The sequence below is a fragment of the Achromobacter sp. 1014246743 genome (genome assembly GCF_059760725.1).
This window is the reverse complement of the sequence record NZ_JCBANA010000006.1, coordinates 18,793-44,235: the sequence shown is the minus strand read 5'-3', so window position 1 is coordinate 44,235 and position 25,443 is coordinate 18,793. Positions and strand designations below refer to the sequence as shown.

The following is a 25,443-nucleotide window of genomic DNA, read 5'->3' as shown; positions in this document are numbered from 1 at the left end:
CATGAACCGCGGCGTCTATACCCTGGCGTTGCGGGCGCTGGCCCCTCTGGTCTGGCTGTGGATGGCTCGTCGCGCCAAGCGGGCGGGCGGCCAATGGGAGATTTTCTCGCCCGAACGCTTTGGGCGAAGCGCCCAAGTCCCCTCGGCAGCCGTTCCCGAAACGGATGCCAGCACCGCGACCCAGACCGCGCCCGTCTGGGTACATGCCGTCAGCCTGGGCGAAACGCGCGCCGCGCAACCGTTGCTGCAAGCGCTTCTGGACCGTGGTCTGCCGGTGCTGCTGACTCACATTACCGCGACGGGCCGGGCCGAAGGTACACGGTTGTTCGCCGAGGCCATCGCCCGCGGGCAGTTGCGTCAGGCCTGGCTGCCCTACGATTTTCCTGGCGCCACGCGGCGCTTCCTGGCCAGCCGCCAGCCCCGTTGCGGCCTGCTGATCGAACGCGAAATCTGGCCGAACCTGCTGGCCGCGGCACGCCAGGCCCGGATACCCATGGCGTTGGTGAGCGCCCGCTATTCGGAATCGTCGTTACGCCAGGCACGCCGCCTGGGCAGCGTAATGCGTGAAGCGTTGCAGGGGCTGGATCAGGTGTTGGCGCAGACCACACAGGACGCAGACCGGCTGGCCAGGGCCGGCGTGCGCAATCCGGTCGTCTCGGGCAATCTGAAATTCGATCTGGCGCTGCCGGTCGGGCAAGTCCAGGCAGGGCAGGCCTGGCGCGCCCGTTTGGGCAGGCCGGTGGTGGCCCTGGCCAGTACGCGCGAAGGCGAGGATGCGCCTTTCATCGAGGCGCTCAAGCGCCAGTCGGCCGCGCCCGGCGGGCCCTTGTTCCTGCTGATCCCGCGTCACCCCCAGCGGTTCGACGAGGCGGCGGCGCTGCTGGAGCAGGCCGGCATGCCGTACGTCAGGCGTTCGTCCGGACAGGAACCTCGTCCGGATACCACCGTGCTGCTGGGCGACACGCTGGGCGAGATGGCCTTTTACTATGCGGCCTCGGATGTGGCCGTGGTGGCCGGCAGTTTTGCGCCGCTGGGCGGACAGAACCTGATCGAAGCGTGCGCGGCAGGTGTGCCGGTCATCGTGGGGCCGCACACCTTCAATTTTCAGCAGGCTGCCAGCGATGCCATCGAGGCGGGTGCGGCGCAGCGCCAGCCCGATCCGGCACAGGCGGTGGCGGCCGCCCTGGCGCTTGTGGCGGATCCGGCTAAACGGCTGGCCGCTGGCCAGGCCGCACAAGCCTGGTTTGCCAGCCATTCGGGCGCCACGGCGCGGACCATGGCCGCGTTGGCGCCCTGGCTGGACTAAGACGAGTTTTTGTCGCGGCGTGGCGGCGGATATTGCCAGGGCCGGGGGGGCGATACGACCTAGGGCCTGGCTCTGGGCACCAGCGTGACGGCGCCCGGGTTCAATTCCTGGCTGAAACGGCGCGGATCCCGGCCTTCATCCGCCGGTCGCGTGCCCAGCCAGCCCTGGCCCAGCGCCAGCACCCACAGATTCGCCAACAAGATCAGGATGAAGAGCACTCGCATGCGGCGGCCTCGTGTCAGGCGTCTGACGCCGGGGTGGCGCGCGCCATGGCGGCCAGCCCGTCCAGGACGGGGTGGTTGAGGTAGACGGGCACCGGCGCGGCGCCGAACGAGCCGCCGGCATCGGCCAGCAGGCGCTCGATTTCCTGGTGCACTTCCGGCCAACCGCCGCCGGCGGCGAAGATCTGCGGCGCCTGGCCGTAGCGTTGGCGGCCGGCCAGCCATTGGCGCACCACCGCGCCGGCTTGCGCGGCGGCGATGCCCGAGGCGATGGCTTCGTGCGTGTCGGTGGGGTAGGCCACGACCTGGCCCTCGGCGACCGGCAGGTTGGCCGTGCCGTGGGCCAGCGCGTTGCGCATCATGGCCGGGCCGGGCAGGATCAGGCCGCCGGCAAAGACGTTGTCGGGTCCTACGGTGTCGATGGTGGTGGCCGTGCCGAAGCTGGCCAGCAGGAACGGGGGATGGGCCCCCGGCAGGCGCGACAGCACGCCCAGCAACGACGCCCAGCGGTCTGCGCCGAGCTGCTGGGGCGTCTTGTAGTGATTGACCAGCCCCAGGGTGGTGGCCTGCGACGTCGCCCAGGTGACCGCACAGCCGCGCCGCTGCAGGATGGCGGCAATGGCGGCGCCGCGTTCGGCGCCCGCCACGTTCACGCCCAGCGCGCGGGTCGGCTGCTGCGGCAAAGCGGCCAGCCAGCGGTCCAGCGCGTCCAGGTCGAGGCCATCGAAGGCGACAGCAGCAGGCTCGCGTGGCATGTCGGGGCTGGATGGATCCAGCCAGCCCACTTTGAGGCGGCTGTTGCCGGAGTCGATAAGGATGATCATGCCTGCTGCCTGATCGAGATTTCACCGACCGATATCGGCGTGGCGCCCTGGGGCGTCTGCACCAGCAGGCGGCCTTGGCTATCGACGCCACAGGCCGTGCCGCTGAGGATCACGTCGCCCTTGTCCAGCACATTGACGGCGCGGCCAGCCAGCGCGTCGACCTGGCCGAAACGCTGCGCGAAGGCGCCAAAGCCGTCGCGTTCCAGCATTTGCACGGCCTCGTGCCAGGCGGTGGCCGCGGCGCAGACCAGGTCTGCGGCGGTGGCGGGGTGGCTGGGCGCATGTTGGGTCACCTGGGTCCAGTCGGCGACCTGGCGACCCAGGGCCTGCGACAAGGCGTCGGCGTCGACCAGGTTCACGCCCATGCCGATGACGACGGTGTAGCCGGTTTCCCGGCCGCCCGGATTGCGGGTGGTCTCGACCAGCACGCCGGCCAGCTTGGCGTCGCGCCATTGCACGTCGTTGGGCCATTTCATGCAGAGGCCGTCGGCGCCCGGGCCCGCCACGGCGCGCAGCGCCTCGCAGGCGGCCAGGCCGGCCAGCGGCGACAGGGCGGGCAGTTGCGCGGCCGGCAGGTGCACGTCGAACGCGCACGAGAACATCAGTGCCGCGCCCACCCGGTTCTGCCAGGGGCGGCCGGCACGGCCACGGCCCGTTTCCTGGAGGTGGGTGCCCAGCAGCCAGGGCTTGCCGGCGCCCGCACCGCTGCGGGCGCGCGCCAGCAGGTCGGCGTTGGTCGAGCCGGTGCTGGCGGTCCAGGCGATATCTTGGAAGGCGGGCAGGCGCGAACCCAGCATCCGGGCCAGGTCGTCTGGCGCGGGCAGGTCGATGGGGCGGACTTGAGCGGACATGGCGGCGATTGTAGGGCACGCGCGGGCCCGGTTCGCGGCGTTTTGGCCCCAGCGTATATGATTGTCGATACATTTTGCATCGGTATCCTGTCTTCATGCCGCATTCTTCCCCGTCCGTGTCCGCCGCCGCGCCCTTCCGCCAGGAAGCGGGTGTGTGCCATGTGGGGGGCGACTGGAGCGTTCTGGCGCTGGCCGAGCCCGGCGAGGTCGAACGCCGCCGCGCCGCGATGGCCAAGGCCGCCAGCGAGGACGCGCGCTGGGACCTGCACGGCATCAGCCGGCTGGACACCATTGGCGCGCTGTTGATCTGGCAGGCCTGGGGCGAAAAACTGCCCGAACGGGTGCGCTGGTCGGCCGGTCAGCAGGACGTGTTCAATGCCCTGGCCCTGAACAAGGGCGAACAACAGGTACCGCCGCGCCCCGAGGCCTCGTGGGGCGGGGTGCGGGCCGTGGGCGATGCGGTGCTGCAGGCGGCCGAGAACGGCCGTGCCTTGTTGGTGATGCTGGGGCAATTGGTCCTGGATTTTGTCGGCATGCTGCGCCGCCCATCCCGCGGCCCGTGGCGCGAGATTTCGGCCCAGGTCTATCGCACGGGAGCGCAGGCGTTGGGCATCACCGCACTGGTGGGGTTCCTGATCGGCGTGGTGCTGTCGTACCTGTCGGCGCAGCAATTGCAGATGATCGGCGCGGACCGCTTCATCGTCAGGCTGCTGGGCGTGTCCATCGTGCGCGAGCTGGGGCCGGTGCTGGCTGCCATCCTGGTGGCGGGGCGGTCAGGGTCGGCCATTACCGCGCAGATTGGCGTCATGCGGGTCACGCAGGAACTGGACGCGATGCTCGTGATGGGCATTTCGCACGGGCAGCGGCTGATCCTGCCGCGGGTGGTGGCGCTGGCGGTCACCATGCCGCTGCTGGTGCTGTGGACCGACACCATGGCCATCCTGGGCGGCATGCTGGCCGCGCAGGTGCAACTGGGCGTGTCGGCGCAGTGGTTCCTGCAATCCTTGCCCGACGCGATTTCCCTGACCAATTACTGGATCGGCATCCTGAAGGGCGTGACCTTCGGCATGCTGATCGCGCTGATCGCCTGCCATTTCGGCCTGCGCATCCAGCCCAACACGGAAAGCCTGGGGCGGGGCACGACGACGTCGGTCGTCACGTCGATCACCGGCGTGATCTTGCTGGACGCGTTGTACGCGGTCATTTTCAGTTCGGTGGGCATCTGATGGCCGGCGCCGAACAACATCGCCTGTTTACCGAAGATCATGTCACGGTCGCGCCGGTCATCACCGTGCGTGGCCTGCGTACGGCCTTCGGCGATCACGTCGTGCACGACAACCTGGACCTGACCGTATTTCCCGGCGAGATCCTGGTGCTGGTGGGCGGCTCGGGCACGGGCAAGACGGTGCTGCTGCGCCAGATCATCGGGCTGGACCAGCCCGCCGCGGGCACCATCCAGGTACTGGGTAACACGCTGTCCGAGCTGACGACCGCGGAGCGGCGGCGCCTGTCCTACCGCTGGGGCATGCTGTTCCAGGCTGGCGCGCTGTTCTCGGCGCTGTCGGTGTTCGATAACGTAGCGCTGCCGCTGCGCGAACTGCGTACGGTGCCCGAAGACCTGGTGCGCGACGTCGTGATGTGCCGGTTGGCGATGGTGGGCCTGACGGCGCAGGATGCCGACAAGCGGCCGTCGGACCTGTCCGGCGGGATGGTCAAGCGCGTGGCGTTGGCGCGGGCGTTGTCGCTGGATCCGGAACTGGTGTTCCTGGACGAGCCGACGGCAGGCCTGGACCCGCTGCGCTCGGACGAATTCGTGGACCTGGTGCGCAGCCTGCACCGGCAGTTGGGATTTACCGTTGTCATGGTGACGCACGATCTGGACACGCTGCTCGCGTTGGCCACCCGTGTCGCCGTGCTGGCGGACAAGCGGGTGATCGTATGCGACACGGTGCCGGAAGTACTGAAGGTCGATCACCCGTTCATTCACACATTCTTCCTGGGCGAACGCGGTCTGCGCGCGCTTGGGGACATGGCGCCGAAGGGAACGCATCATGGAAAACCGTAGTCACGCGCTCATGGCCGGCATCTTCACGCTGGTCCTCCTGGCCGCCGCTGCGCTGGTGGCCGTGTGGATCGGCCGCGACCGGACCAAACTGCAAACCTATGAAATCGTGTCGGCCACTGCCGTCAGCGGCCTGAACCCGCAATCGACCGTCCGTTACCAGGGCGTGCCGGTGGGCAAGGTGCAGTCGCTGGCGCTGAACCCCGACAAGCCTGGCCAGGTGCGCATCCGCATCGGCGTGGCGCCGAACACGCCCATCACCGAATCGACCTGGGCGGAGCTGGGCGTGCAGGGCGTGACCGGCATGGCCAATGTCGAGCTGCGCGATGACGGCAGTTCGCTCAAGCGGCTGGCGTCCAGCGATACCCATCCCGCCGCGATTCCGTTGCGGCCGGGTTTCCTGGACCGTATCGAGCAGCGCGGCGGTCGGCTGATTTCCAATGTGGAAGACGCGACCGAGCAATTGCGGCGGCTGCTGAGCCAGCAGAACGTGCAGGCGCTGACCGCCAGCTTGCAGAATGCCGCCGACATCACGCAGTCGCTCAAGGACGCCACGCGTGACCTGAGTCCGACCCTGGCCAAGCTGGGGCCGCTGATGGATTCGCTGGGCAGCACGTCGCGCCAGGCCGACCGCGCGGCGCGCGAGGTGGCCGACCTGGCCCAGCAGGCGCGGCAGTCGCTGGCGCGCCTGAACGCGCCCGACGGTCCGCTGGCCACGGCCACGCGCAGCCTGAACGACATCGCCTTCGCCGCGTCGCGCCTTGACGGCGAGACGCTGCCCGCCATCACCAGCATGGCCGCCAACGTCAGCGCGGCTGCGCGCGGCGCCACTTTTACCTTGCGGCGCGTCGATAACTCGCCGCAGTCGTTGTTGTTCGGGCCGGCGCCGGTCGCGCCCGGGCCCGGCGAGGCCGGGTTCGCCGGATTTGGGAGACAGCCGAAATGAAGATGCGTAGCGCGATTCTGATCCTGACTTTGGTGCTCGCCGGTTGCGGGGTAGGCCGCGTCGGCGCGCCGCCCGCCGTATTCGACCTGGGGCTGGATGCCCGCCCCGCGCCGCAGTTGCCGGTGCGCGAACCCATTGCCCTGGTGTTCTCGGCTGTGCCGGCGTTGTCCGACACGGGTATCGTCTGGCGCGTGGGCGACAGCGCCGCGCCCAAGTCCTACGCCACCTATCGATGGTCCTCGTCGCCGTCCGACCTGGTGCGCCAGCGCCTGATCGAACGCCTGTCGCGCCAGGGTCCGGTCCTGGCGGATCGGGCCAGCGGCCAGACGCCGCAGTTGCAGGTGTACCTGTCGCAGTTCGAACAGGTTTTCACGCCTGACGGTTCGGCCAGCGAGGGCCGTGTGCTGCTGCAGGCGGTGCTGTTGAATGGCCGTGACGTGGCGGGCCAGGTGCGCATTGCGACCCAGGCCCCCGCGCCGACGCAGGACGCCGCCGGCGGCGTGGCCGCCTTGCGCCAGGCCACCGACGACGCCGCTGATCAGTTGGCGCAGTGGCTGGCCAGCAATCCGAAGGCTGCGGCGCGGCCCGCGCGCTGAAGCCTCGCCGGTTAACATTCTCTTTTTCACGCAGCACGAGTTCCCCTATGCCCGCAAGCACTGAAACCCACGCCTTCACCGGAGCCGCCGGCCGCATCGATTGCGCGGTGGATTGGCCTGACGGCACACCGCGGGGCTGGGCCCTGGTGCTGCATCCGCATCCGCTGCAAGGCGGCGCCCGCGAAAACAAGGTCGTGACCACACTGTCGCGCGCCTGCGTGCAGCATGGGTTGGTGGCGGTGCGCCCCAACTTCCGCGGGGTTGGCCTGTCGGAAGGCGTGTTCGACAAATCCGTGGGTGAAACCCAGGACATGCTGGCGGTGGTGGCACAGATGCGTGAACGCCATCCCGAACTGGCGGCGGCGCCCTGGGTGCTTGCCGGATTCTCCTTCGGCACCGCCGTGGCCGCGCAGACCTACGCTGCGCTGGCAGAGCAGGGCGACGCCGTGCTGCCCAGCGCGCTCATGCTGATGGGGCCTGCCGTGAACCGCTTCCAATCACATGAGGTGCAGGTTCCTGACGATACGCTGATGGTGCACGGCGAAGAAGACGAAGTCGTGCCCCTGTCCGAAGCCATGGACTGGGCTCGTCCGCGCTCGATTCCGGTGGTGGTGGTTCCCGGCGCGTCGCACTTCTTCCACGGCAAGCTGCTCGTCTTGCGCCAACTGGTGCAGGCGCGCCTGAAGGTCGCGCTGGACTGATCCGCGCGCGGTGATGCGCGCGAGTTGCATCAGGTTGCATGTTTTAAATGACCAAGGAACCCATCCCGGGGCGGATGGGTCCTATCGACTGCCTATAATTGTCAGCCACTTGCCCCGCGCCAGCGGGCGTCTTTCCTGGACCCACGTTGCCGATGAAGAATTTGCCTTACTCCGCTCAATCCCCCGTTGTCTTTGCCCGTCGTGCGTTGGCCGGCGCGGTGTTGTCGGCGATGCTTGCGGCCTCGCTGCCGGCCTGGGCCCAGCAGGCGCCCGCCGCGGCACCTGCGGCCGCCGGTGCCACGGCGCCCGCGCCGACGGCCTCGGGGGTGGTGCCGGTGGGCGATGTGTCGGCGGTGCCGGCGCCCACCATCGCGGCCAAGGCCTGGATCGTGCTGGACGTGAACAGCGGCCAGACCCTGGCAGCCTCCAACCCGGACATGAAGGTCGAGCCCGCTTCGCTCACCAAGATCATGACGGCCTACGTGGTGTTCAACGCGCTGGAAGAAAAGCGCCTGACGCTTGAGCAGACCGTGCCTGTGTCCGAGCACGCCTGGCGCACTGGCGGTTCGCGCATGTTCATCGAGCCGCGCAAGCCGGTCACGGTCGACGAACTGAACCAGGGCATGATCGTGCAGTCGGGCAACGATGCGTCCGTCGCGCTGGCCGAAGCGGTCGGTGGCAGCGAATCCGCCTTTGCCTCGCTCATGAACCAGGAAGCCGAACGCCTGGGCATGCGCAACACCCACTTCATGAACGCCACGGGCCTGCCCGACCCGCAGCACATGACCTCTACGCGCGACTTGGCCACCTTGTCCGCGCACCTGATCACCGACCACCCTGAGTTCTTCCACTACTACAAGCAGAAGAGCTTCACGTACAACAAGATCACCCAGCCCAACCGCAACCGCCTGCTGTGGGCCGATCCGTCGGTCGACGGCATGAAGACCGGCCACACCGATTCCGCCGGCTACTGCCTGGTGTCGACGGCGGTGCGCGGCGATCGTCGCATCCTGGTGGTGGTGGTGGGGACCGACAGCGAAGCCACTCGTGCCGAAGAAAGCCTGAAGCTCTTGAACTGGAGCTTCCAGAACTTCGACACCGTCAAGCTGTTCGACAAGAGCCAGCCCGGCATCGATGCGCGCGTCTGGGAAGGCACCGCTGAAAACGTCAAGCTCGGCCCACCCAATCCGGTGTCGGTGGCCGTGCCGCGCGGCAAGGCCGGCGACCTGAAGCCGGTGGCGCAGCGCACGGACCCGCTGATCGCGCCGCTGGCCAAGGGCCAGCAGGTCGGCACCCTGCAGTTCACGCTGGATGGCAAGGTGCTGCGCACCGAACCGCTGGTGGTGCAGGACGCCGTGGAACGCGCGGGCTTCTTCGGTCGCATGGTCGACACCGTCAAGCGCTGGTTCCAGTAAGCGGACGCGCCACGGGCGCGGCCGCGGGTGTAAGCTTCTATCCCAAGGGGCGGGCCGGGTGGCCCGTCCCTATCCATTTGATTCTCAGGAGCGGCTCATGATTCCGGGCGTACCGGGCGAAAGCCAGGTGTTTCTCAATGGCGAGTTTCTGCGCGTGGACGAGGCCAAGGTCTCCGTGCTGGACCGCGGCTTCATATTCGGCGACGGCATTTACGAAGTCGTGCCGGTCTATCGCGGCAATGCCTTTCGCATGGCCGAGCACCTGGACCGCCTGGATCGCAGCCTGGCGGCCTTGCGCATCGCCCAGCCGTTCGACCGGGCCGGCTGGATCGACCTGATCGAGCAATTGCTGGCACGCTCCAATCTGGAAACCTGCATCGTCTACCTGCAGGTCACGCGCGGCGTCGCCAAGCGCGACCACCAGTTTCCCGCCCAGCCGGTCACCCCGACCGTCTTCGGCATGGTGTCGGCGTGGGCGCCGCCGTCGGCTGCGGCCCGCACGCAAGGCCTGTCCGCCATCAGCATCCCCGACGAGCGCTGGCTGCACTGCGAGATCAAGTCCGTGTCGCTGCTGGGCAATGTGCTGGCCAAGCAGCAGGCCGTGGACGCCCATGTCGACGAAGTCCTGCAGTTCCGCGATGGCTTCCTGACCGAAGGTTCGTCCACCAACATCTGGGTCGTGTCCGGTGGCAAGCTGCTGGCACCGCCCAAGAACAACCTCATCCTGGAAGGCATCCGCTACGGCCTCATGGGCGAGCTGGCGACCGAAGCCGGCATTGCCTTCGAAGCGCGCCGCATTACCCAGGACGAAGTCGCGCAGGCGGACGAATTGATGTTGTCCTCGGCCACCAAGGAAGTCCTGGCGATCGTCTCGCTGGACGGCCGGCCGGTGGGTTCGGGCAAGCCCGGCCCCGTTTTTGAGCAATTGCGCGCGGGTTATGATGCCCGCATCGCCGCGCTCTGAGCCGGCCCTGCGGGGGCGCCCTGAGCGGGTCCCCCGCGTCGCCCGCCCTGCCGGGCGGGCCTTGCCTGGGCGATGCCTGCCCCCATATAGATGAATTGACGCTCCAGGCCATCCATCATGCATATTCCGCCCGAAGAATCCCTCATCGAGTACCCCAGCGACTTTCCCATCAAGGTCATGGGCAAGCAGCACCCCGATTTCGCGCAGACGCTGACCGAGGTCGTGCTGCGCTTCGACCCGGGTTTTGACGCCGCCACGGTCGAAATGCGGCCCAGCAAGGGCGGCAACTACATGGGCCTGACCTTCACGGTGCGCGCCACCTCGCGCGAGCAGCTCGACGGCCTGTACCAGGCATTGCACGGCCACCCCATGGTGTCGATTGTCCTGTAAGGCAAGAAGGTTGCCGTGATCAAGTGGCTCGCGCGGCCGGCGGACTACCTCTCCGTGTGGCGGGACATGCAGGCGTACACCGACCAGCGGTCGGCTGAGACGCCCGATGAAATCTGGCTGTGCGAGCATGCGCCCGTCTACACGCTGGGCCAGGCCGGCTTGCCCGAGCATGTCCTGAACCCCGGCGCCATCCCCATCGTCCACTGCGACCGCGGCGGGCAGGTCACCTATCATGGTCCCGGCCAGGTCATGGCCTATGCGCTGTTCGACCTGCGCCGCGTCGACATGTACGTGAAGGAATACGTCGCACTGCTGGAATCCGCGGTGATCGATACGCTGGACGACATGGGCGTGGCCGGCGCCTGCCGCAAGCCGGGGGCGCCGGGCGTCTACGTGCCCGCGCCGGGCGGCGGCGACCTGGCCAAGATCGCCGCGCTGGGCATCAAGATCCGCAATGGTCGCGCCTATCACGGGGTATCGCTCAATGTGGCGATGGACCTGGCGCCGTTCCTGGGCATCAATCCCTGTGGCTACGCCGGGCTGCGCACGGTCGACATGGCGGCCTGCGGCGTCCGGCAAGACCCTACCGACGTTGGCGATACGCTGGCGCGCAATCTGGCCCGTGCCTGGCGCCAGGCAAGGACTCCCGCATGACACTCAGCTTCAGCCCGGCCGATGTGGCCGCCACCTCGCCGGAACAACTGGCGCGGCTGCGCGAAGGCTCGGCCGAGCAGTACGCCGCCTGGATACGCACCGCGGCCGAGATGGGCCTGGTCGAAGCCCAGACCATCTACGGCCAGATGCTGCTGGACGGCGTCGGCGTGCCGCAAGACCAGGCCGAAGGGCTGGCCTGGTTCAAGCGCGCCGCCCACGCCGATCACCTGATGGCCATCAACATGGTCGGCCGCTGCTACGAGAACGGCTGGGGCGTGGCCCCGGACGATACCGTGGCGGCGTACTGGTTCCGGCTGGCCGCCGACCGCGGACTGGACTGGGGCATGTACAACTATGCCCATATGCTCAAGAGCGGCCGCGGCGGCGTGGTGCAGAACCGCGCCGCGGCGCTGGCCCTGTACCAGCAGGCCGCCCAGGGCGGCCACGTGAAGTCCATCGGCGTCGTGGGCCGCTTCTATGAAGCCGGCGATGTCGTACCCCAAGACCTGGAGCGTGCCTTCGATTGCTACCAGCGTTGCGCCGAAGGCGGCGACTTTCGCGGCATGTTCCACTTGGGCCGCATGCTGCTGCTACGCGGTCGCAAGGAAGAAGCCGTGCAATGGCTGGTGCGAGTGCCCGAAACCGCCACCCCGGCGTTTCTGCGCGAAGCCGATGCCATGCTGCGCGACAGCGGGTTTCCGGCCCTGTACGAAACCGGGGCTTGACCGGGCGGCGGTCGCCAAGGCCACGAGCGTGATCCTGGCTCGGCACGCCTGGCGTTTGCGTGGTCCTGAGGCTGGGCGCAGGGCCTTGACGACATCCCTCAAGTGCTCAAGCGCGGCTCGAACCGCACTTCCATCGTGATCTGGGTGCCGGGCGGCTGTTCGCCGTCCAGCCGATCCAGCAACAGTTGCGCCGCGCGCCGGCCCAGGTCGGCGGCATCCACGCCCAGCGTCGTCAGGCCCTGCACCCATTGCGGCGCGCTGCCATCGTCGGTGAAGCCCAGCACCGCCAGGTCCTGCGGTACGTGCAGGTCCCGGTTGTGAGCCTCCGAAACCGCCGCGGCGGCCAGCAGGTCCGACGTGCAGAACACCGCATCGAAAATCGTGTTGGTGGCCAGCAGCCGCAGGAAGGCCATGCGGCCATCGTTCATCTGCTGGGCCTCGGGCTGCACGATGTCGGCCACCTGGGTCAGCCCCAGCGCGGCCGCCGCGCTGATGAAGCCCTCGCGGCGGGCCCGCTCCCAGGGGGTGTCTGCACTGATGCACGCCACCTGGGCAAACTTCTTTTCGGCGAAATGGCGGGCCGCCTGGCGGCCGGCTTCGGCGTTGTTGATCGTGACGACGCTGTCTAGCGGGGTTTCCGGCAGGCCCCAGGTTTCCACCACCGGAACGTCCAGCGCCGCGACGGCGGCACGCAGTTGCGGATCGTCCAGCGGCCCCAGGACCAGGACGGCGGCGGGCCGCAGCACGGCCAAGCCCGGCAGCAGGCCGGGCTCGCGCCAGGAGCCCGTGGCCAGGTAGTAGCCGGCGACTGCCAGCCGGTCGGCGATGGCTTGGATCGCGCGCGGCGCGGGCGGCGAGTCCAGGCGAGGGGCGACCAGGGCAATGGGACGGGGGACGGATGGGGAGGGCATGACGGGCGGGGTGGAATTCATCAGGCGTGACGATAACCCAGCCTGGGGAGCCGCCCGGCCAAAGGCCGTTCAGGGCGGAAGCCCCCAGGGAGGGTAAAATGCGTTTTTTGTCTCAGACCACGGCGCGATCCGCGCCGGTCGTGAAGGTGTCTCATGTCTACGCTTGCCGAGTCGTCTGTTCCCTCGAAAGAACCCGCCGCTACGCCTGCCGAAGCGGTCTACGATCCGACGCAGAAACAGAAATCCCAGGCCAAGACGGCGCGCATTCCTATCAAGATCATTCCCGCCGAACGCCTGAAGAAGCCGGAATGGATCCGCGTCAAGGCTGCCCAGCCCGGTTCGCGCTTCTACGACATCAAGCGCATCCTGCGCGAGCACAACCTGCACACGGTCTGCGAAGAAGCCTCTTGCCCGAACATCGGTGAATGCTTCGGCAAGGGCACGGCCACGTTCATGATCATGGGCGACAAGTGCACCCGCCGCTGCCCGTTCTGTGACGTGGGCCATGGCCGCCCCGACCCGCTGGATACCAAAGAACCTGAGAACCTCGCACGCACCATCGCCGCGTTGAAGCTCTCGTACGTGGTGATCACGTCCGTCGACCGCGACGACCTGCGCGATGGCGGCGCCGGCCATTTCGTCGATTGCATCACCCATATTCGCGAACTGTCGCCGTCCACCCGCATCGAGGTGCTGGTGCCCGACTTCCGCGGCCGCCTGGACCGTGCGCTGACCATCCTGAACGCCGGCCCCCCGGACGTGATGAACCACAACCTGGAAACGGTGCCGCGCCTGTACAAGCAGGCTCGCCCGGGGTCCGACTACATGCACTCGCTCAAGCTGCTGGCCGAGTTCAAGCAGTTGCATCCGGAAGTGCCCACCAAGTCCGGCTTGATGCTGGGCCTGGGCGAGACCGACGAGGAAATCCTTCAGGTCATGCGCGACATGCGTGCGCACAACGTCGATATGTTGACCATCGGCCAGTACCTGCAGCCGTCCGAACACCACCTGCCGGTACTGCGCTACGTGCACCCGGATACGTTTGCGATGTTCGAGCGTGAAGCCTATGCGATGGGCTTCTCGCATGCAGCCGTCGGTGCCATGGTGCGTTCGTCGTACCACGCTGACGAACAGGCGCATGCAGCCGGCGTAAATTGATTTTGGTAAAAACCTAGCGTACGAGCGAATTTAACGGAGTGGTTAATGGATTCCGGTGCTGCTGTCATGCCTAACAGTATTGAAGACACTATGCGTTTGTACGAAGCTCAGGCTTCGTTGTTTGCCCCGAGGATATCCCGGCTCGCGTTGCAGGGGCTGGATCTTCCCTCGGTCAACAGTGCTGGTGTTGAAGTCAACGTCTGGCGCAACCATGGTTTCGAGCCTTTGGAACCGCTGTTGGCGCCGTATTTTGCCTATCGTGGTCTGTCGGTGGATTTCCGCGTTGGCGGCTACGACGATAGTTTCGCGTTTGCTGGCCGGGAAGACGCAGCGGCGGACATCCTCTGGATGGATAGTGCACGGCTGCTGTCGAACTTGTCTTTCCCTGAATGGCTGTCTTGGCTCGAGGGGCGCCTGAAGGCCTTGCGTGCGGTATCCGTTGCGCCGATCCTTCTTGCGACTTGGGTGCCTGAGCAAGACGCCGCACAGCTGGAAGCCCTGAAGGCCGTGGTCGCAAAATTTCCCGCTGTCTATTTCGCCGATCTGGGGGCAGCGTGCGCGCAGGCGGAAGTTCCGCTGCTGGACTTGCGTTCATCGGCGATGGCGGGCACGCCGCTCAGCAGCGCGGCTCAGGCGACGCTAGCCCGTTTGTTGGCGTGCCATTGGCTGCCGGGCGTCTTGTTGCCCCCGATCAAGGCGGTTGCACTGGATCTGGACCATACGCTGCACAGTGGCGTACTGGGAGAAGACGGCATTGATGGCGTAGAACTGACGCCGGGCCATATTGCGCTCCAGCAGTACATCAAGGGCCTGCAAGAGCGTGGCATCTTTGTCGCATTGGTGTCTCGCAATGAGCGTGAAGACGTCGAAGCATTGTTCGCCAAACGCTCGGACTATCCGTTGAAATGGGATGATTTCTCAGCCATCGAGGTCTCGTGGGGCGATAAGGGCGATGCGATCGCCCGTATCGCCAAAGCCCTGCGGATCGCCGTCGACGCCGTAGTGTTCGTGGATGACAATCCGGGCGAGCTGGCCAGCGTCTCGATGCGCTTGAGCAACGTGCATACTATCTATGCTCACGCCGATGCCGAGATGACTCGTCGGGCGCTGCATTTTTACCCGGGGCTGTGGCGCTGGGCGGTTTCGGCCGACGATGCCAAGCGTATCCAGGATTTGAAGGCAATGGCCGAGCGCGAGGCGCTTGCCGAAAATGTGGCCGACCCGGCGGAGTATTTCCGCAGCTTGCAGGTCGCCCTGAGCTACCGTCATAATCCGCAGGCTCAGCTGAACCGTCTTGCAGATCTGTGCGTCAAGACCAACCAATTCAATTTGGCTGTGCGGCGTTTCAATCAGGCTGAGTTGCAGGAACGTATGCTCAGCGGGGATGCTTGCGTAAGCAGCGTTCAATTATCTGATCGTCTGTCTGACAGTGGCGTCATTGCCGTGATCGTGGCAGAGCGTTCGGGCAGCAAGCTGATCGTCGAGGAACTCTGCATCAGCTGCCGTGCGATGGGACGCAAGCTCGAAGATACTATCGTGATTCAAGCCATTCACGATATGCCGATATTCGCAGGCAGTACTGAAGTCGCGTTCCGAGTGCAAGAGGCACCGCGAAATCAACCGGCAACCAAGTGGTTGGCCGACTTTATTGGCGAGCCTTTGCCTTTGAGTCCGGGGTTGTATTCAGTGAATGCAGAGAAAATACGTGACTTTAATGCCATTGAAGGCGTGAAGATTATCAGGGAACAGGAATAAATGAATCGTCAAGAAATTGAAGGTGTGGTGCTGTTGGTGCTGAAAACGGTACTCAAGACGGAAGTCGATTTGTCGACCTCTCGCGAGAACACAGCAAAATGGGATTCGCTCAAGCATATCGAGGTCATGTTCGCCATCGAAGATGAGCTGAATGTACAGTTCTCCGAAGAAGAGCTGCCCGATTTGAACAGCGTAAGCCAGATCGTTGACCGGGTTCTGAGCCTCCATGCGGCATAACCACATTCTGACTGGGCCGATGTATCGTCTGCGTCCCATTCAGGATGCGGATGCGCAATTGGTGCTGGACCTTCGTTCAGATCCGTCCTTGACGAAGTTCCTGCCGCCTCTGGTGCCGGACCTGGCCAAGCAGCTTGCTTGGCTGAACTCCTACTATGAGCGCGACGGTGACTACTATTTCGTCATTGAGCGTAACGACACGGGGCGTGCGGAAGGCGTAATTTCGCTCTACGACGTGGCAGGGGGCAAGGCGGAATGGGGGCGGTGGATTCTCCGGCCCGACTCTCTCGCCGCAGTGGAAAGCGCCTGGCTTCTCTACGGTTTTGGCTTCGACGTGCTGGGTTTGCGCGAAATTTATTGCCGTACCGTGAAGATCAATGAGCCGGTCGTGTCGTTCCATGATTCCTGCGGCCTTCCGAGAAAAGCAGTGCTCGTCAATCACTTCGATTTTGGCGGCGTTGCGATGGATGCCATCGAGCATTCCATCAATGCAGAACTCTGGCGCGAGGTCGGTCCGAATCTGGAACGCTTGTCGAAGATGAACGCGAGGAGGCTCAAGCGTGGCTGAGCAGGCGCTGGCACCGGGTGTTGTTCCCCCGTCGCACGAATTTCATCATGTGGGGTACGCCACGGCTAACCTCGAGCGTGACCGGGCCTTCTTCGAAGGTTTGGGCTATACGCAAGAGGGCGAAGACTTCAGCGATCCCATCCAGGGAGTCAAAGGATGCTTCATGACCGGTCCTGGCCCCAGAGTTGAGTTGCTTCACAACCTGGACGGCTCGGATACGTTGACGCCTTGGCTCGAGGCCGGCATCAAAATGTATCATTTTGCGTATTTGGTGGATGATCTGGAGTCCGCCTTGCTCTGGGCTAAAGGGCGCCGGGGGCGAGTCACGGTAGCGCCCGTTCCGGCCGTTGCCTTCGACGGCCGCAGAATCGCATTCGTTATCTTCCGTGATGGTCACATGTTGGAATTCATAGAGCGCGCTTGATGCACAAGTGAATACGGGCTGTTCTGACAGCTCTATTATTATTCCTGGGCCAAGCACTTCGTGCTTGGCCTTTTGCCTGCTGGCCTGGAGTCGAATTTGGAAGAAGAGGAAAAATGAATTTCATCCGTGAACACTGGGGCTACCTGACGGAACCCGGGCGATATCCAGGTGTGGATTTGCTGCGGGCATTGGCAGTTCTATTGGTGTTGTTGTATCACTTCCAATTTTTTCGCGTAGGTTGGGTAGGTGTTGATATTTTTTTCACGATCAGCGGATTTCTGATCGGTGGAATTATTATCGACGCTTTATCCAAGCGCAGATTTTCTTTGAAAGAGTTCTACGTCAGGCGCTGTCTTAGAATATTGCCGATCTATTATTTTGTGATATTGCTCTGTCTGCTGTTCAAGGCCAGTGGTGAAAGCAGTGCTGCCGTCGCCACGACAAGCGTGCTGTCCTCGCTGTTTTTTGTGCAAACGACGGGGTCTTTTTTTTGGCCGGAAATATTCCAGATTGATTACGGATATGTTCCAGGGGGCAGTTGGAGTCTCGTGGTCGAAGAGATGTTCTACCTAGTTGCGCCGATCTCCATAATTTTGATGATGAAACTCTCCCGAGGGAAACTGGGGTGGCTGGCTGGATTCATTTTTCTGGTGGTGATCTCGGGCATTCTCTCGCGACTGCATTTCACCAGGATGTACTCCGATACGGATGCGAATCTGTATCTGGCGAATTTCGTGCAGTTTCACTCCCGATTCGATGAACTGGCCGCTGGCGTTGCCGCTGCTGTGATCGTGCGTTGGCTGCCTGGTGTACGCAACTGTTCGTCGTGGCTGTTGGCGGCAGGGTTGGGCTTTTCCTGGCTGTTCTTTGCCTATATATATGGGAAGCCGGGTTACCTTGCGCATCCCAACGAAATTACCGTCGATACGATATGGCTGCCCACTCTCATGGCATTTGCCAGCACGGCATTGTTGTTGGCGAGCTATTGGTGGCCGGTACGATTTTCTCCGATAATCGTTCTAGCCCGGCTATCCTATCCGTTGTACCTGATTCATATATTTTATATTGAAGTGACCAGTTCGGTACAAGATCTGGGTATTTTCTTGTGGCTGACAAAAATGTTTGCATTCGAAGGTCGGGCAGTAATCTCGATATTCATATGCGTATTGCTCTCATATCTCGCTTCGCTATTGATCGAATATCCGTTCATACGGCTCTACAAGGGCAAAAAGTCGGCCTCCGTCGATAAAACTCAGATGGTTCCGGGATGATCCGTTTTGGTTAGCAGCGGCCATCGTCAACTCTCTGTCAGCAGGATCTCAAGATGTTCGTTTGTGCATCAACTGAGACTAGAGATTTCCAACTGACAATATGCATCGGGAAAGGGGCGGCCAGGCTGCGGCGTGTCCGCCTTCCGTCTGAAATTCGTGAGCGGGAACTTGAGCCTTTGCAGGGAATTGAGAGTATACTTCCCGGGACCTGCGTCCGCAGTAAGAGGGGACGCATTGGCTGCGCTGGCAAGCACAGCTTGGGCAAGATTGTTGCACGCAGATTTTGACAATATTTCGGCGACACATCCGTGACGGGTATATTGTGATTCTTGATGAGTCAAATATATTGGTGCGGGTTCTTTACGGCGCACGCATTGAGATATCAGTGCGATAATGGTCAAGATAAATTATCAAGAACGTTTTGGACCCTTATACGGGTGATTTAATCAAAAGGTAATCCTAATGGCGATTCAGCTTTTTGTTCCGAATTTTCGCGTCGATGAATGTCTCGAAGGCATCAGGGAATGTCTCGAGAAAGGTTGGACTGGGCTTGGCTTCAAGACCATCGAAATGGAAAAGCAGTGGTCGGAATATACCGGCTTGCCGCATTCGCATTTCCTGAGCTCCAACACCGTGGGCCTGCATCTGGCCCTGCATATGTTTAAGACCGAATTTGGCTGGGACGATGGCGATGAAGTCATTTCGACGCCTCTGACGTTCGTGTCCAGCAACCATGCAATGGTGTATTGCAACCTTAAGCCGGTATTCGCCGATGTCGACGAGTATCTGTGCATTGACCCGGCAGATCTGGAACGCAAGATTACGCCGCGTACCCGCGCCGTTGTCTACGTCGGTATTGGCGGCAATACCGGCCGCTACGAAGAAGTCGTCAAGCTGTGCAAGGAAAAGGGCCTGATCCTTATTCTGGACGCCGCTCACATGTCGGGCACGCGTTTGAATGGCAAGCATGTTGGCGGTGAAGCCGATTGCGCGGTGTTCAGCTTCCAAGCTGTCAAGAACCTGGCAACCGCCGACTCGGGGATGATCTGCTTCAACGATGCGGCACGCGACGAACGCGCCCGCAAGTTGAGCTGGCTGGGTATCAACAAGGATACGTATGCCCGCACGGTGAACCAGGGCGCATATAAGTGGATGTATGACGTCGAGGAGATCGGCTTCAAATACCATGGCAACTCGATCATGGCAGCCATCGGTCTGGTGTCCCTGCGCTACCTGGACCGCGACAACGCCTACCGCCGCCAACTGGCGACCTGGTACGAAGACCGCCTGAAGGGAGACGATCTGATCAAGATTGTTCCCATCGCCCCGGGCTGCGAGTCTTCCCGGCATCTCTTCCAGGTGCGCGTGGACAAGCGCGAACAAGTGTTGATGGCGCTCAACGAATGCGGCATCCATCCGGGCGTGCATTACCGGGACAACACCGAGTACCGTCAATACTCGTATGGCAACGGTACGTGCCCGAAGGCGCAGAAGGCCAGCAATGAAATCCTGTCGTTGCCCATGCACATGGGCGTCACGGAAAAGGACGTCGAGTTCATCACCAGCACGCTCAAGAAAATCGTCCGCGTAGGCGCTTAATCGAGCTCTTTCCATTCCTCCTGCTGCTCTGTTTATCGAAAACGGCGGGGCGGCAGGATGAATGGTGTCGATTTATCGGGCGAAAGGGTCTGACTGGTTTTTGACGGGCGAGGGCAGGAGCGATGTACGACTCCACCTCGGTATCGTTGCACGGTGTGATTGAGAAAGTGGTGTAATTAATGCGTGAATTGGCTCTGGCGATTAGAACCTTCAGAATATGGAGCTATCTATCCGCGTCCGACGTTAAAAACAGGTTCCGCCGCTCGCGGCTGGGAATTATTTGGCCTGTTATCCACCAGTTGGCGTTTTCCGTTGGAGCTGGGGTCATCTGGGCCGCGGTGTTCCATTTGAAACCCGAGGACTTCATCCCGTTCCTGACGATGGGGTTTGCCATCTGGGGCTTTATTGCTGGCTCGATGATGGAAGGCTGTGGTTCGTTCGTGATCGCCCACGGTTATTTGAAGCAACTGCCGCTGCCGCAATCACTTTTCATATTCCGTACTGTCTGCACCCAAGCGATTTATCTCGCCATCGGCCTCGGTACGGCACTGAGTGTCCTGATTTTCTTTAACAAACTTCATTACCTTGGTTTATTCTACGCCCTGCCGGGTTTGTTGATCCTGCTGCTCTACTCCTACGGAGCCATCGGTGCGCTGGCCTACCTCGGCCTGCGGTATCGAGATCTGCAACACGGTCTTTCCGGCATATTCAGCCTGCTGTTTGTGGTGACACCGGTCATCTATCCTGCGGATGTGCTGATCAAGAAGGGGCTGGCCTTCGCCATCTATGGCAACCCGTTTTCGTCACTGATCGAAATCGTCAGGTATCCGATCCTGAATGGCGAATTCGCTAACCTGAACCATTACATAGTAGCCTCGGTGTTCACCGCCGTCCTGCTGGCGATGCGGTTCTATTTTGGGTCTCGTTGGGCGCGTTTCGTGCCGTTCTGGTCATGATCGATTTAGATAAAGTTACTATCGACTACCCGCTCGACCCTGTCGACGGGTCGAGTCTGAAAAGCGCGGTGTTGAATATATTCAACCGCAACAAGCGCCACACGGTACCCTTCTACCGGGCACTGGACAATATCACTCTGAAGATTGCGGACGGTGAGCAAGTCGGTCTTATCGGCCTGAATGGGGCCGGCAAGAGCACGATGTTGCGGGTCATGTCGGGAATTTTTCATCCGACGACAGGTACCGCCCGCATCGGCGGACGGGTATCGCCCTTGCTGGACTTCGCCACCGGATTTGAATTGCACCATACTGGCCTGGAGAATATCCGGATCCGTTTGATGTTGCTGGGTGAGCCTCCAGACTCGATTGACGAGAAGATCGGCGAAATTGCGGAATTTTCCGAACTCGGCGAATTCCTTCATCAGCCGGCGCGGACCTATTCGACAGGTATGTTCATGCGATTGGCATTCGCAACCTCGACTGCAATCAATCCGGAAATATTGATCGCAGACGAAGTCGTAGGTGCTGGCGATGCTCAGTTTGCAGAAAAGGCAAAGGTTCGGATCGAGCGGTTGCTGACGGGCGGTAAGACTACCGTCATCAGTTCGCACTCGATGGATCTGGTCCGACGCTTCTGCACACGTGTCATATGGCTGCATCGAGGCAAGGTCATTGCGGATGGTCCTGTTGAGCCGGTTCTGCAAGATTACGAGCAGCGCGCGTCGTCGATGGACCGGTGACCGACCGGGTTCGTTCTCACAATTAAAGCGGGCAAACACAACGGTCCCGTCGGAGGCAGGCTGGCCGTTGTTTTGTTAAAAAAATGAAAACGCAAGCCAAGAAGGTCCTGATCATAGTCTCGGGCTTTATTCCGAGCACTATCATCGGAGTCCTGCGGCCTTTGGCCGCACTCGAAAAACTTGGGGAAGTGCAGCTGCGCTTGAGGCTCTATAACTTGCCTGCTCTGCTGTCCAGCGATATAGATTGGTGCGACATCGCTGTATTCTCCCGGAATTGTGAATTCCGGGATCTGCCTGCGCTGTATGAGTTGAAGCGTAAGGGAAAATCCGTCGTCTACGATATCGACGATAATTTCGAAGAGATACCTCTTACGAACGATATCGGTGTTTATCATCGGATGTTTTATCGACTTCACGTTGTGAAGCGATTTTTTCAATATAGCGACGTTACGCGCGTTTATTCAGAACGCATGGCGCAACTGGCATTGCGGCGAGAAGGCCAACCATTTCTTGATCGGTCCTATTTTGATGCCAATATCATTGCCGGCGCCCAACGGGCTGCTTCGAACGGCAAGATAAAGATTGCCTATCCGACCGGCCGATTGGATGATCCCGCCCTGGAAGAAATGTTCTATCGGGCAGTACGCGTCATCCTGGAGCGGCATCCCGGAAAGGTGGAGTTCCATCTTTGGCGTAAGGTCGTGCCGAGCCAGTTGGCGGGTGTGCCCGGGGTGGTATTGAACGCCGGCGTGGCGGGGTACGACAAATTCATGCTGTCGTTCTTCAAGGCCGGATTCGATATTGGCTTGGCGCCTGGCATAGATACGCCATTTTTCCACTCGAAGACGAACAACAAGTACCGGGAGTTCGGCGGCTGCGGCATTGCCGGGATTTACGGAAATTTCCCGCCTTATTCGAACACCCTGCAGCACGAGCACAACGCTTTGTTGGTGGAAAGCACGTCGCAGGCCTGGATCGATGCGATGGAGCGGCTAATCCAGTCGCCTGAGTTGAGAGAGAAAATCGCACGCAATGGGGCTGCCGATGTCGCGCAGAATTACAGCTTTGACTCGGAACTCGCGGGTTGGCGCAAGGTGCTTGCCATGGCAAGCAAAGTCCGGCCCGTGGATACGAAATGGTTCCCGGAGGCTCGGCAAATACCTCGAGTGGGTGTGCTTGAGTTTCAGCCTCATGTGTCGGGTGGCTCAGATCAGAAAAAGCCGCAGCGAACGGACCGCTTGAAGAGTCTGGATGCCGTGATCCAGGCTCTTCCGCACGCTTCGGCGAATTTCTTCAGTAATGTCGTCGATTTTCTGAATGATCCTTCGCGACGTGGTTTTTGCTGCATGCTGTACTTGGTGGACAACGAGGATGCTCTGGCGGATGCCATGCAGATCATACCGTTGAGCAACAGTGCGATCGTGGACTTGTCGGGCTATGCAGAGGACGTTGCGGCAGCTGCCCGGCGCATCGACGAAGCGGCGGCCGGTGTGCCGGCGACGCTGCTGGTCACTGAGGCCCAACGGCCAGTGCTTGCCAGTTTGTCGGACTTGCGCTGCCGCGTATTTTCGATCGACGCGGGTGCGGTTGATCCGCTGCAGCAGTTCAGCGCCGTGGGTTATCCGGCAGTGTACCTGGACCTGATTGAACGACAGGTGCGATTCAGTACGGTGTACCGACGAGGTCGTTATTCCCGGATTGCTGCTCTCAAGGGCAGGTTTGCGACGTTCTATCGTCGAGCAACCACCGTCATGAAGTATGTGAGATGGCGCTTGGGAGGCCGGGAATTCTAGAAGGGGTAAACCGATGCCACGCTTGCGTGGCATCGGCCCGTTTTTCGCCGCTTAGGCGAAGACCTCGGCATTCTTGAACGAGCTGCCTGCCAAATCCTTGGCGGACAGGGTGGGAGGCGCGTCGAGCTGCCAATCGATATTCAGGTCCGAATCGTTCCACACAATGGACCGCTCGTGCTGGGGCGCATAGTAGTCGGTCGTCTTGTAGAGAAACTCTGCGTGTTCCGACAGCACGGCGAAGCCGTGCCCGAAGCCCTCCGGTACCCAGAGTTGATGCTTGTTTTCGGCAGACAGGCGTGCGCCAACCCATTGCCCGAACGTCGGCGATGATTTGCGCAAATCAACGGCAACATCGAATACTTCGCCGACGCTGGCGCGCACGAGCTTGCCCTGCGTTTGCTGGATTTGATAGTGCAATCCGCGAAGAACTCCCTTGACTGAGCGGGAGTGGTTGTCTTGCACGAAATTGACCGAGCGGCCGACGGCTTCTTCGAACGCCCGTTGATTGAAGCTCTCGAAGAAAAACCCGCGGTCGTCGCCGAATACCTTGGGTGTGAACAGGATGACGTCGGGGATGGCTAGAGGCGTTGCTTGCATGTTCAATAGACCGTATCGGTGAGAAGCCGCTGCAGATACTTGCCGTAGCCATTCTTGGCCAACGGGGCGGCCAGGCTTTCCAGTTCGGAGGCGGTGATCCATTTCTGGCGGAAGGCGATCTCTTCAGGGCAGGCGACCTTCAAGCCTTGCCGATTCTCGAGCGTGGCGATGAATTGGCTGGCTTCAAGCAAAGATTCATGCGTTCCGGTATCGAGCCAGGCATAGCCGCGCCCCATGATTTCGACGGACAGTTTCTGGCGTTCCAGGTAGATGCGGTTCACGTCCGTGATCTCGAGTTCGCCCCGAGCAGAAGGCTTGACCTCTTTGGCGATGCTGACCACATCTTTGTCGTAGAAGTACAGGCCGGTCACTGCATAGTTGGATTTGGGCTTGAGAGGCTTTTCCTCGAGCGACAACATCTTGCCGTCCTGATCGAATTCCGCAACGCCGTAGCGTTCGGGATCAGTGACGTGATAGGCGAAGACCGTGGATTCATTCTGCCTGGCGTTTGCATTGGCCAGCAGCTGATGGAAATCATGCCCGTAGAAGATATTGTCGCCCAGCACCAGCGCTGACAAATCGTTGCCGATGAAGTCTTCGCCGATGATGAAGGCCTGTGCGAGACCGTCTGGCGAGGCTTGAACTGCGTATTGCAGGTTCAACCCCCATTTTTTGCCGTCACCCAGCAGTTGCTGGAAACGCGGCGTATCCTGCGGCGTGGAAATGATGAGGATGTCCTGAATACCCGCCAGCATCAAAGTGCTCAGCGGGTAGTAGATCATCGGCTTGTCGAAAACGGGTAGCAACTGCTTGCTTATGGCGAGTGTTGCCGGATGCAGTCGGGTGCCGGAGCCACCGGCCAGGATGATGCCTTTGCGTTTCATTCCGGGGTTTCCATTAGAGTGAGTTGATCAATCGCCCGATTTGCGTGGACTTCCCAGTTGGGTAACTGCAATCGCAGGGCCATTGTAAGTGCATGGGCATTGAGGCGTGAGTTCTTGGGGCGTTGCGCCGCAGCAGGATATTCTTCCGTGCTGATGGGCCGAATGCTGTCGGCCGTCGTTCGCAGATGCACGCCGTTGGATAGAGCACGTCGAACGATGTGGCAGGCCAGAGTGTGCCAAGTCGCTTCGCCTTCAGCCGCCAGGTGATAGAGCCCACGCGGCAACTGGCCGTTCTGATGGCCGGCGATCGCCAAGGCTGTGACGTCCGCGATCATCTCGGCCGATGTGGGCGCGCCGCACTGATCGGCCACAATGCGCAACTCGTCGCGTTCTTTGGCCAGCCTCAAGATCGTTTTGATGAAATTCTTTCCGTGTGAGGAATACACCCAGCTCGTGCGTAGCACGATGGCCTCACAGCCGCTGTCGAGCACCGCCAATTCTCCGGCGCGTTTGGTCTTGCCGTAGACGCTGAGCGGATTGGTACGATCCGATTCGACATATGGATCGGCCTTCGTGCCATCGAAAACATAATCGGTGGAATAGTGCACGAGCAGTGCGCCATGCCGCTTCGCATAATCGGCCAAAACGCCAACTGCATCGGCATTTATTCGTTGTGCGCTATCGACATGAGTCTCGGCTTGATCCACGGCGGTGTATGCCGCGGCATTGACAATAATGTTGGGGGCATGCGCCGATACCACTCTTCGCAGAGCGGCAATGTCCTCGAAGTCGGCATCGTAACGGCACAATGACGTCAGCTGGCCGAGCGGCAAAAGCGTGCGCTGCAACTCTTGGCCGACGTTGCCGCCTTTGCCCAGTAAAAGTATCTTCATAG

28 protein-coding genes are annotated in these 25,443 nt (G+C 62.0%); 21 read left to right on the top strand and 7 right to left on the bottom strand.

What is annotated here, in order from left to right:
- Position 1: 1 nt before the first annotated feature.
- Positions 2-1,306: a 3-deoxy-D-manno-octulosonic acid transferase gene (locus tag AC6LJ2_RS04215; protein WP_498150876.1), complete on the top strand. Its 1,305-nt coding sequence runs from the start codon at positions 2-4 to the stop codon at positions 1,304-1,306.
- Positions 1,307-1,365: 59 nt separating this feature from the next.
- On the opposite strand, the gene AC6LJ2_RS04210 is transcribed toward AC6LJ2_RS04215, so the two are convergent.
- Genes AC6LJ2_RS04210 through AC6LJ2_RS04200 form a run of 3 tightly spaced genes read right to left on the bottom strand, consistent with a single transcriptional unit; the run spans position 1,366 to position 3,202 of the window.
- Positions 1,366-1,530 (bottom strand): hypothetical protein, encoded by a 165-nt coding sequence (locus AC6LJ2_RS04210; protein WP_263913014.1) that lies wholly within the window; start codon positions 1,528-1,530, stop codon positions 1,366-1,368.
- Positions 1,531-1,544: 14 nt separating this feature from the next.
- Entirely contained in the window at positions 1,545-2,351 is an 807-nt protein-coding gene (locus AC6LJ2_RS04205) for a type III pantothenate kinase (RefSeq protein WP_498150875.1), read from the bottom strand.
- On the bottom strand, positions 2,348-3,202 hold the full coding sequence (locus AC6LJ2_RS04200; protein ID WP_263913012.1) for a biotin--[acetyl-CoA-carboxylase] ligase: 855 nt from the start codon (positions 3,200-3,202) through the stop codon (positions 2,348-2,350). Before AC6LJ2_RS04200 ends, AC6LJ2_RS04205 begins: the two co-directional genes overlap by 4 nt.
- 95 nt (positions 3,203-3,297) lie before the next feature.
- Between AC6LJ2_RS04200 and AC6LJ2_RS04195 the strand changes: the two genes are divergently transcribed.
- The 10 genes from AC6LJ2_RS04195 to AC6LJ2_RS04150 all read left to right on the top strand — a co-directional run bounded on the left by AC6LJ2_RS04195 (position 3,298) and on the right by AC6LJ2_RS04150 (position 11,655).
- Positions 3,298-4,428 (top strand): MlaE family ABC transporter permease, encoded by a 1,131-nt coding sequence (locus AC6LJ2_RS04195; protein ID WP_445657827.1) that lies wholly within the window; start codon positions 3,298-3,300, stop codon positions 4,426-4,428.
- A complete protein-coding gene (locus AC6LJ2_RS04190; RefSeq protein WP_263913010.1) occupies positions 4,428-5,267 on the top strand; it encodes an ABC transporter ATP-binding protein in 840 nt (279 codons plus the stop codon). The genes AC6LJ2_RS04195 and AC6LJ2_RS04190 overlap by 1 nt, the downstream gene beginning before the upstream one ends.
- Positions 5,254-6,210 (top strand): MlaD family protein, encoded by a 957-nt coding sequence (locus AC6LJ2_RS04185; RefSeq protein ID WP_263913009.1) that lies wholly within the window; start codon positions 5,254-5,256, stop codon positions 6,208-6,210. The genes AC6LJ2_RS04190 and AC6LJ2_RS04185 overlap by 14 nt, the downstream gene beginning before the upstream one ends.
- Complete coding sequence (locus AC6LJ2_RS04180; RefSeq protein WP_498150874.1) at positions 6,207-6,806, top strand: ABC-type transport auxiliary lipoprotein family protein; 600 nt, start codon at positions 6,207-6,209, stop codon at positions 6,804-6,806. Before AC6LJ2_RS04185 ends, AC6LJ2_RS04180 begins: the two co-directional genes overlap by 4 nt.
- A gap of 47 nt (positions 6,807-6,853) precedes the next feature.
- Entirely contained in the window at positions 6,854-7,507 is a 654-nt protein-coding gene (locus tag AC6LJ2_RS04175) for an alpha/beta hydrolase (protein WP_263913007.1), read from the top strand.
- 152 nt (positions 7,508-7,659) lie between these two features.
- Entirely contained in the window at positions 7,660-8,922 is a 1,263-nt protein-coding gene (locus AC6LJ2_RS04170; protein WP_263913006.1) for a D-alanyl-D-alanine carboxypeptidase family protein, read from the top strand.
- Between the two features lie 97 nt (positions 8,923-9,019).
- On the top strand, positions 9,020-9,886 hold the full coding sequence (locus AC6LJ2_RS04165) for a D-amino acid aminotransferase (RefSeq protein ID WP_263913005.1): 867 nt from the start codon (positions 9,020-9,022) through the stop codon (positions 9,884-9,886).
- Positions 9,887-10,003: 117 nt separating this feature from the next.
- On the top strand, positions 10,004-10,276 hold the full coding sequence (locus AC6LJ2_RS04160) for a YbeD family protein (protein WP_199164744.1): 273 nt from the start codon (positions 10,004-10,006) through the stop codon (positions 10,274-10,276).
- A 15-nt stretch (positions 10,277-10,291) separates the two neighbouring features.
- Complete coding sequence (gene lipB / locus AC6LJ2_RS04155; RefSeq protein ID WP_263913004.1) at positions 10,292-10,930, top strand: lipoyl(octanoyl) transferase LipB; 639 nt, start codon at positions 10,292-10,294, stop codon at positions 10,928-10,930.
- Positions 10,927-11,655 carry a tetratricopeptide repeat protein gene (locus AC6LJ2_RS04150; protein ID WP_263913003.1) on the top strand — a complete coding sequence of 243 codons (729 nt, stop codon included), beginning with the start codon at positions 10,927-10,929 and terminating at the stop codon, positions 11,653-11,655. Before lipB ends, AC6LJ2_RS04150 begins: the two co-directional genes overlap by 4 nt.
- A gap of 98 nt (positions 11,656-11,753) precedes the next feature.
- Here the strand turns inward: AC6LJ2_RS04150 and AC6LJ2_RS04145 are convergent, their stop codons facing one another.
- Positions 11,754-12,566: a substrate-binding domain-containing protein gene (locus AC6LJ2_RS04145; RefSeq protein WP_498150873.1), complete on the bottom strand. Its 813-nt coding sequence runs from the start codon at positions 12,564-12,566 to the stop codon at positions 11,754-11,756.
- Between the two features lie 153 nt (positions 12,567-12,719).
- Between AC6LJ2_RS04145 and lipA the strand changes: the two genes are divergently transcribed.
- The 10 genes from lipA to AC6LJ2_RS04095 all read left to right on the top strand — a co-directional run bounded on the left by lipA (position 12,720) and on the right by AC6LJ2_RS04095 (position 23,067).
- Positions 12,720-13,724, top strand: a complete 1,005-nt coding sequence (gene lipA, locus AC6LJ2_RS04140; RefSeq protein ID WP_498150872.1) for a lipoyl synthase — start codon at positions 12,720-12,722, stop codon at positions 13,722-13,724.
- A gap of 45 nt (positions 13,725-13,769) precedes the next feature.
- The gene (locus tag AC6LJ2_RS04135) at positions 13,770-15,479 is read left to right on the top strand and encodes an HAD-IIIC family phosphatase (protein ID WP_498150871.1); all 1,710 of its coding nucleotides are present in this window, start codon (positions 13,770-13,772) and stop codon (positions 15,477-15,479) included.
- Positions 15,480-15,716 (top strand): acyl carrier protein, encoded by a 237-nt coding sequence (locus tag AC6LJ2_RS04130; protein ID WP_498150870.1) that lies wholly within the window; start codon positions 15,480-15,482, stop codon positions 15,714-15,716.
- Entirely contained in the window at positions 15,706-16,284 is a 579-nt protein-coding gene (locus AC6LJ2_RS04125; protein ID WP_498150869.1) for a GNAT family N-acetyltransferase, read from the top strand. The genes AC6LJ2_RS04130 and AC6LJ2_RS04125 overlap by 11 nt, the downstream gene beginning before the upstream one ends.
- The gene (locus AC6LJ2_RS04120; RefSeq protein WP_498150868.1) at positions 16,277-16,708 is read left to right on the top strand and encodes a VOC family protein; all 432 of its coding nucleotides are present in this window, start codon (positions 16,277-16,279) and stop codon (positions 16,706-16,708) included. Before AC6LJ2_RS04125 ends, AC6LJ2_RS04120 begins: the two co-directional genes overlap by 8 nt.
- Positions 16,709-16,821: 113 nt before the next feature.
- Complete coding sequence (locus tag AC6LJ2_RS04115) at positions 16,822-17,979, top strand: acyltransferase family protein (RefSeq protein WP_498150867.1); 1,158 nt, start codon at positions 16,822-16,824, stop codon at positions 17,977-17,979.
- Positions 17,980-18,441: 462 nt separating this feature from the next.
- Positions 18,442-19,578, top strand: coding sequence for a DegT/DnrJ/EryC1/StrS family aminotransferase (locus tag AC6LJ2_RS04110; protein ID WP_498150866.1), 1,137 nt, complete (start codon positions 18,442-18,444; stop codon positions 19,576-19,578).
- A gap of 179 nt (positions 19,579-19,757) precedes the next feature.
- Positions 19,758-20,534 carry an ABC transporter permease gene (locus AC6LJ2_RS04105; RefSeq protein ID WP_498150865.1) on the top strand — a complete coding sequence of 259 codons (777 nt, stop codon included), beginning with the start codon at positions 19,758-19,760 and terminating at the stop codon, positions 20,532-20,534.
- Positions 20,531-21,274: an ABC transporter ATP-binding protein gene (locus AC6LJ2_RS04100; protein ID WP_498150864.1), complete on the top strand. Its 744-nt coding sequence runs from the start codon at positions 20,531-20,533 to the stop codon at positions 21,272-21,274. Before AC6LJ2_RS04105 ends, AC6LJ2_RS04100 begins: the two co-directional genes overlap by 4 nt.
- An 83-nt stretch (positions 21,275-21,357) precedes the next feature.
- Positions 21,358-23,067 (top strand): glycosyltransferase, encoded by a 1,710-nt coding sequence (locus tag AC6LJ2_RS04095; protein WP_498150863.1) that lies wholly within the window; start codon positions 21,358-21,360, stop codon positions 23,065-23,067.
- A 51-nt stretch (positions 23,068-23,118) separates the two neighbouring features.
- Here the strand turns inward: AC6LJ2_RS04095 and rfbC are convergent, their stop codons facing one another.
- From rfbC to rfbD, 3 genes are read right to left on the bottom strand one after another with little or no spacing between them, the layout of a single operon-like run.
- A complete protein-coding gene (rfbC, locus tag AC6LJ2_RS04090) occupies positions 23,119-23,664 on the bottom strand; it encodes a dTDP-4-dehydrorhamnose 3,5-epimerase (protein WP_498150862.1) in 546 nt (181 codons plus the stop codon).
- A 2-nt stretch (positions 23,665-23,666) separates the two neighbouring features.
- A complete protein-coding gene (rfbA, locus tag AC6LJ2_RS04085) occupies positions 23,667-24,548 on the bottom strand; it encodes a glucose-1-phosphate thymidylyltransferase RfbA (protein ID WP_498150861.1) in 882 nt (293 codons plus the stop codon).
- Entirely contained in the window at positions 24,545-25,441 is an 897-nt protein-coding gene (gene rfbD, locus AC6LJ2_RS04080; protein ID WP_498150860.1) for a dTDP-4-dehydrorhamnose reductase, read from the bottom strand. The genes rfbA and rfbD overlap by 4 nt, the downstream gene beginning before the upstream one ends.
- Between the last annotated feature and the right edge of the window lie 2 nt (positions 25,442-25,443).

Bases quoted from the DNA above. Each gene is read 5' to 3' on its own strand.
- AC6LJ2_RS04150 (WP_263913003.1), top strand. From the start codon at position 10,927: ATGACACTCAGCTTCAGCCCGGCCGATGTGGCCGCCACCTCGCCGGAA.
- lipA (WP_498150872.1), top strand. From the start codon at position 12,720: ATGTCTACGCTTGCCGAGTCGTCTGTTCCCTCGAAAGAACCCGCCGCT.
- AC6LJ2_RS04130 (WP_498150870.1), top strand. From the start codon at position 15,480: ATGAATCGTCAAGAAATTGAAGGTGTGGTGCTGTTGGTGCTGAAAACG.
- AC6LJ2_RS04135 (WP_498150871.1), top strand. From the start codon at position 13,770: ATGGATTCCGGTGCTGCTGTCATGCCTAACAGTATTGAAGACACTATG.
- AC6LJ2_RS04115 (WP_498150867.1), top strand. From the start codon at position 16,822: ATGAATTTCATCCGTGAACACTGGGGCTACCTGACGGAACCCGGGCGA.
- AC6LJ2_RS04165 (WP_263913005.1), top strand. From the start codon at position 9,020: ATGATTCCGGGCGTACCGGGCGAAAGCCAGGTGTTTCTCAATGGCGAG.
- rfbC (WP_498150862.1), bottom strand. From the start codon at position 23,664: ATGCAAGCAACGCCTCTAGCCATCCCCGACGTCATCCTGTTCACACCC.
- AC6LJ2_RS04175 (WP_263913007.1), top strand. From the start codon at position 6,854: ATGCCCGCAAGCACTGAAACCCACGCCTTCACCGGAGCCGCCGGCCGC.
- AC6LJ2_RS04210 (WP_263913014.1), bottom strand. From the start codon at position 1,530: ATGCGAGTGCTCTTCATCCTGATCTTGTTGGCGAATCTGTGGGTGCTG.
- AC6LJ2_RS04125 (WP_498150869.1), top strand. From the start codon at position 15,706: ATGCGGCATAACCACATTCTGACTGGGCCGATGTATCGTCTGCGTCCC.
- AC6LJ2_RS04160 (WP_199164744.1), top strand. From the start codon at position 10,004: ATGCATATTCCGCCCGAAGAATCCCTCATCGAGTACCCCAGCGACTTT.
- rfbD (WP_498150860.1), bottom strand. From the start codon at position 25,441: ATGAAGATACTTTTACTGGGCAAAGGCGGCAACGTCGGCCAAGAGTTG.
- AC6LJ2_RS04200 (WP_263913012.1), bottom strand. From the start codon at position 3,202: ATGTCCGCTCAAGTCCGCCCCATCGACCTGCCCGCGCCAGACGACCTG.
- AC6LJ2_RS04170 (WP_263913006.1), top strand. From the start codon at position 7,660: ATGAAGAATTTGCCTTACTCCGCTCAATCCCCCGTTGTCTTTGCCCGT.
- AC6LJ2_RS04110 (WP_498150866.1), top strand. From the start codon at position 18,442: ATGGCGATTCAGCTTTTTGTTCCGAATTTTCGCGTCGATGAATGTCTC.
- AC6LJ2_RS04185 (WP_263913009.1), top strand. From the start codon at position 5,254: ATGGAAAACCGTAGTCACGCGCTCATGGCCGGCATCTTCACGCTGGTC.
- AC6LJ2_RS04205 (WP_498150875.1), bottom strand. From the start codon at position 2,351: ATGATCATCCTTATCGACTCCGGCAACAGCCGCCTCAAAGTGGGCTGG.
- AC6LJ2_RS04180 (WP_498150874.1), top strand. From the start codon at position 6,207: ATGAAGATGCGTAGCGCGATTCTGATCCTGACTTTGGTGCTCGCCGGT.
- AC6LJ2_RS04095 (WP_498150863.1), top strand. From the start codon at position 21,358: ATGAAAACGCAAGCCAAGAAGGTCCTGATCATAGTCTCGGGCTTTATT.
- rfbA (WP_498150861.1), bottom strand. From the start codon at position 24,548: ATGAAACGCAAAGGCATCATCCTGGCCGGTGGCTCCGGCACCCGACTG.
- AC6LJ2_RS04100 (WP_498150864.1), top strand. From the start codon at position 20,531: ATGATCGATTTAGATAAAGTTACTATCGACTACCCGCTCGACCCTGTC.
- AC6LJ2_RS04105 (WP_498150865.1), top strand. From the start codon at position 19,758: ATGCGTGAATTGGCTCTGGCGATTAGAACCTTCAGAATATGGAGCTAT.
- AC6LJ2_RS04215 (WP_498150876.1), top strand. From the start codon at position 2: ATGAACCGCGGCGTCTATACCCTGGCGTTGCGGGCGCTGGCCCCTCTG.
- AC6LJ2_RS04145 (WP_498150873.1), bottom strand. From the start codon at position 12,566: ATGCCCTCCCCATCCGTCCCCCGTCCCATTGCCCTGGTCGCCCCTCGC.
- AC6LJ2_RS04190 (WP_263913010.1), top strand. From the start codon at position 4,428: ATGGCCGGCGCCGAACAACATCGCCTGTTTACCGAAGATCATGTCACG.
- AC6LJ2_RS04195 (WP_445657827.1), top strand. From the start codon at position 3,298: ATGCCGCATTCTTCCCCGTCCGTGTCCGCCGCCGCGCCCTTCCGCCAG.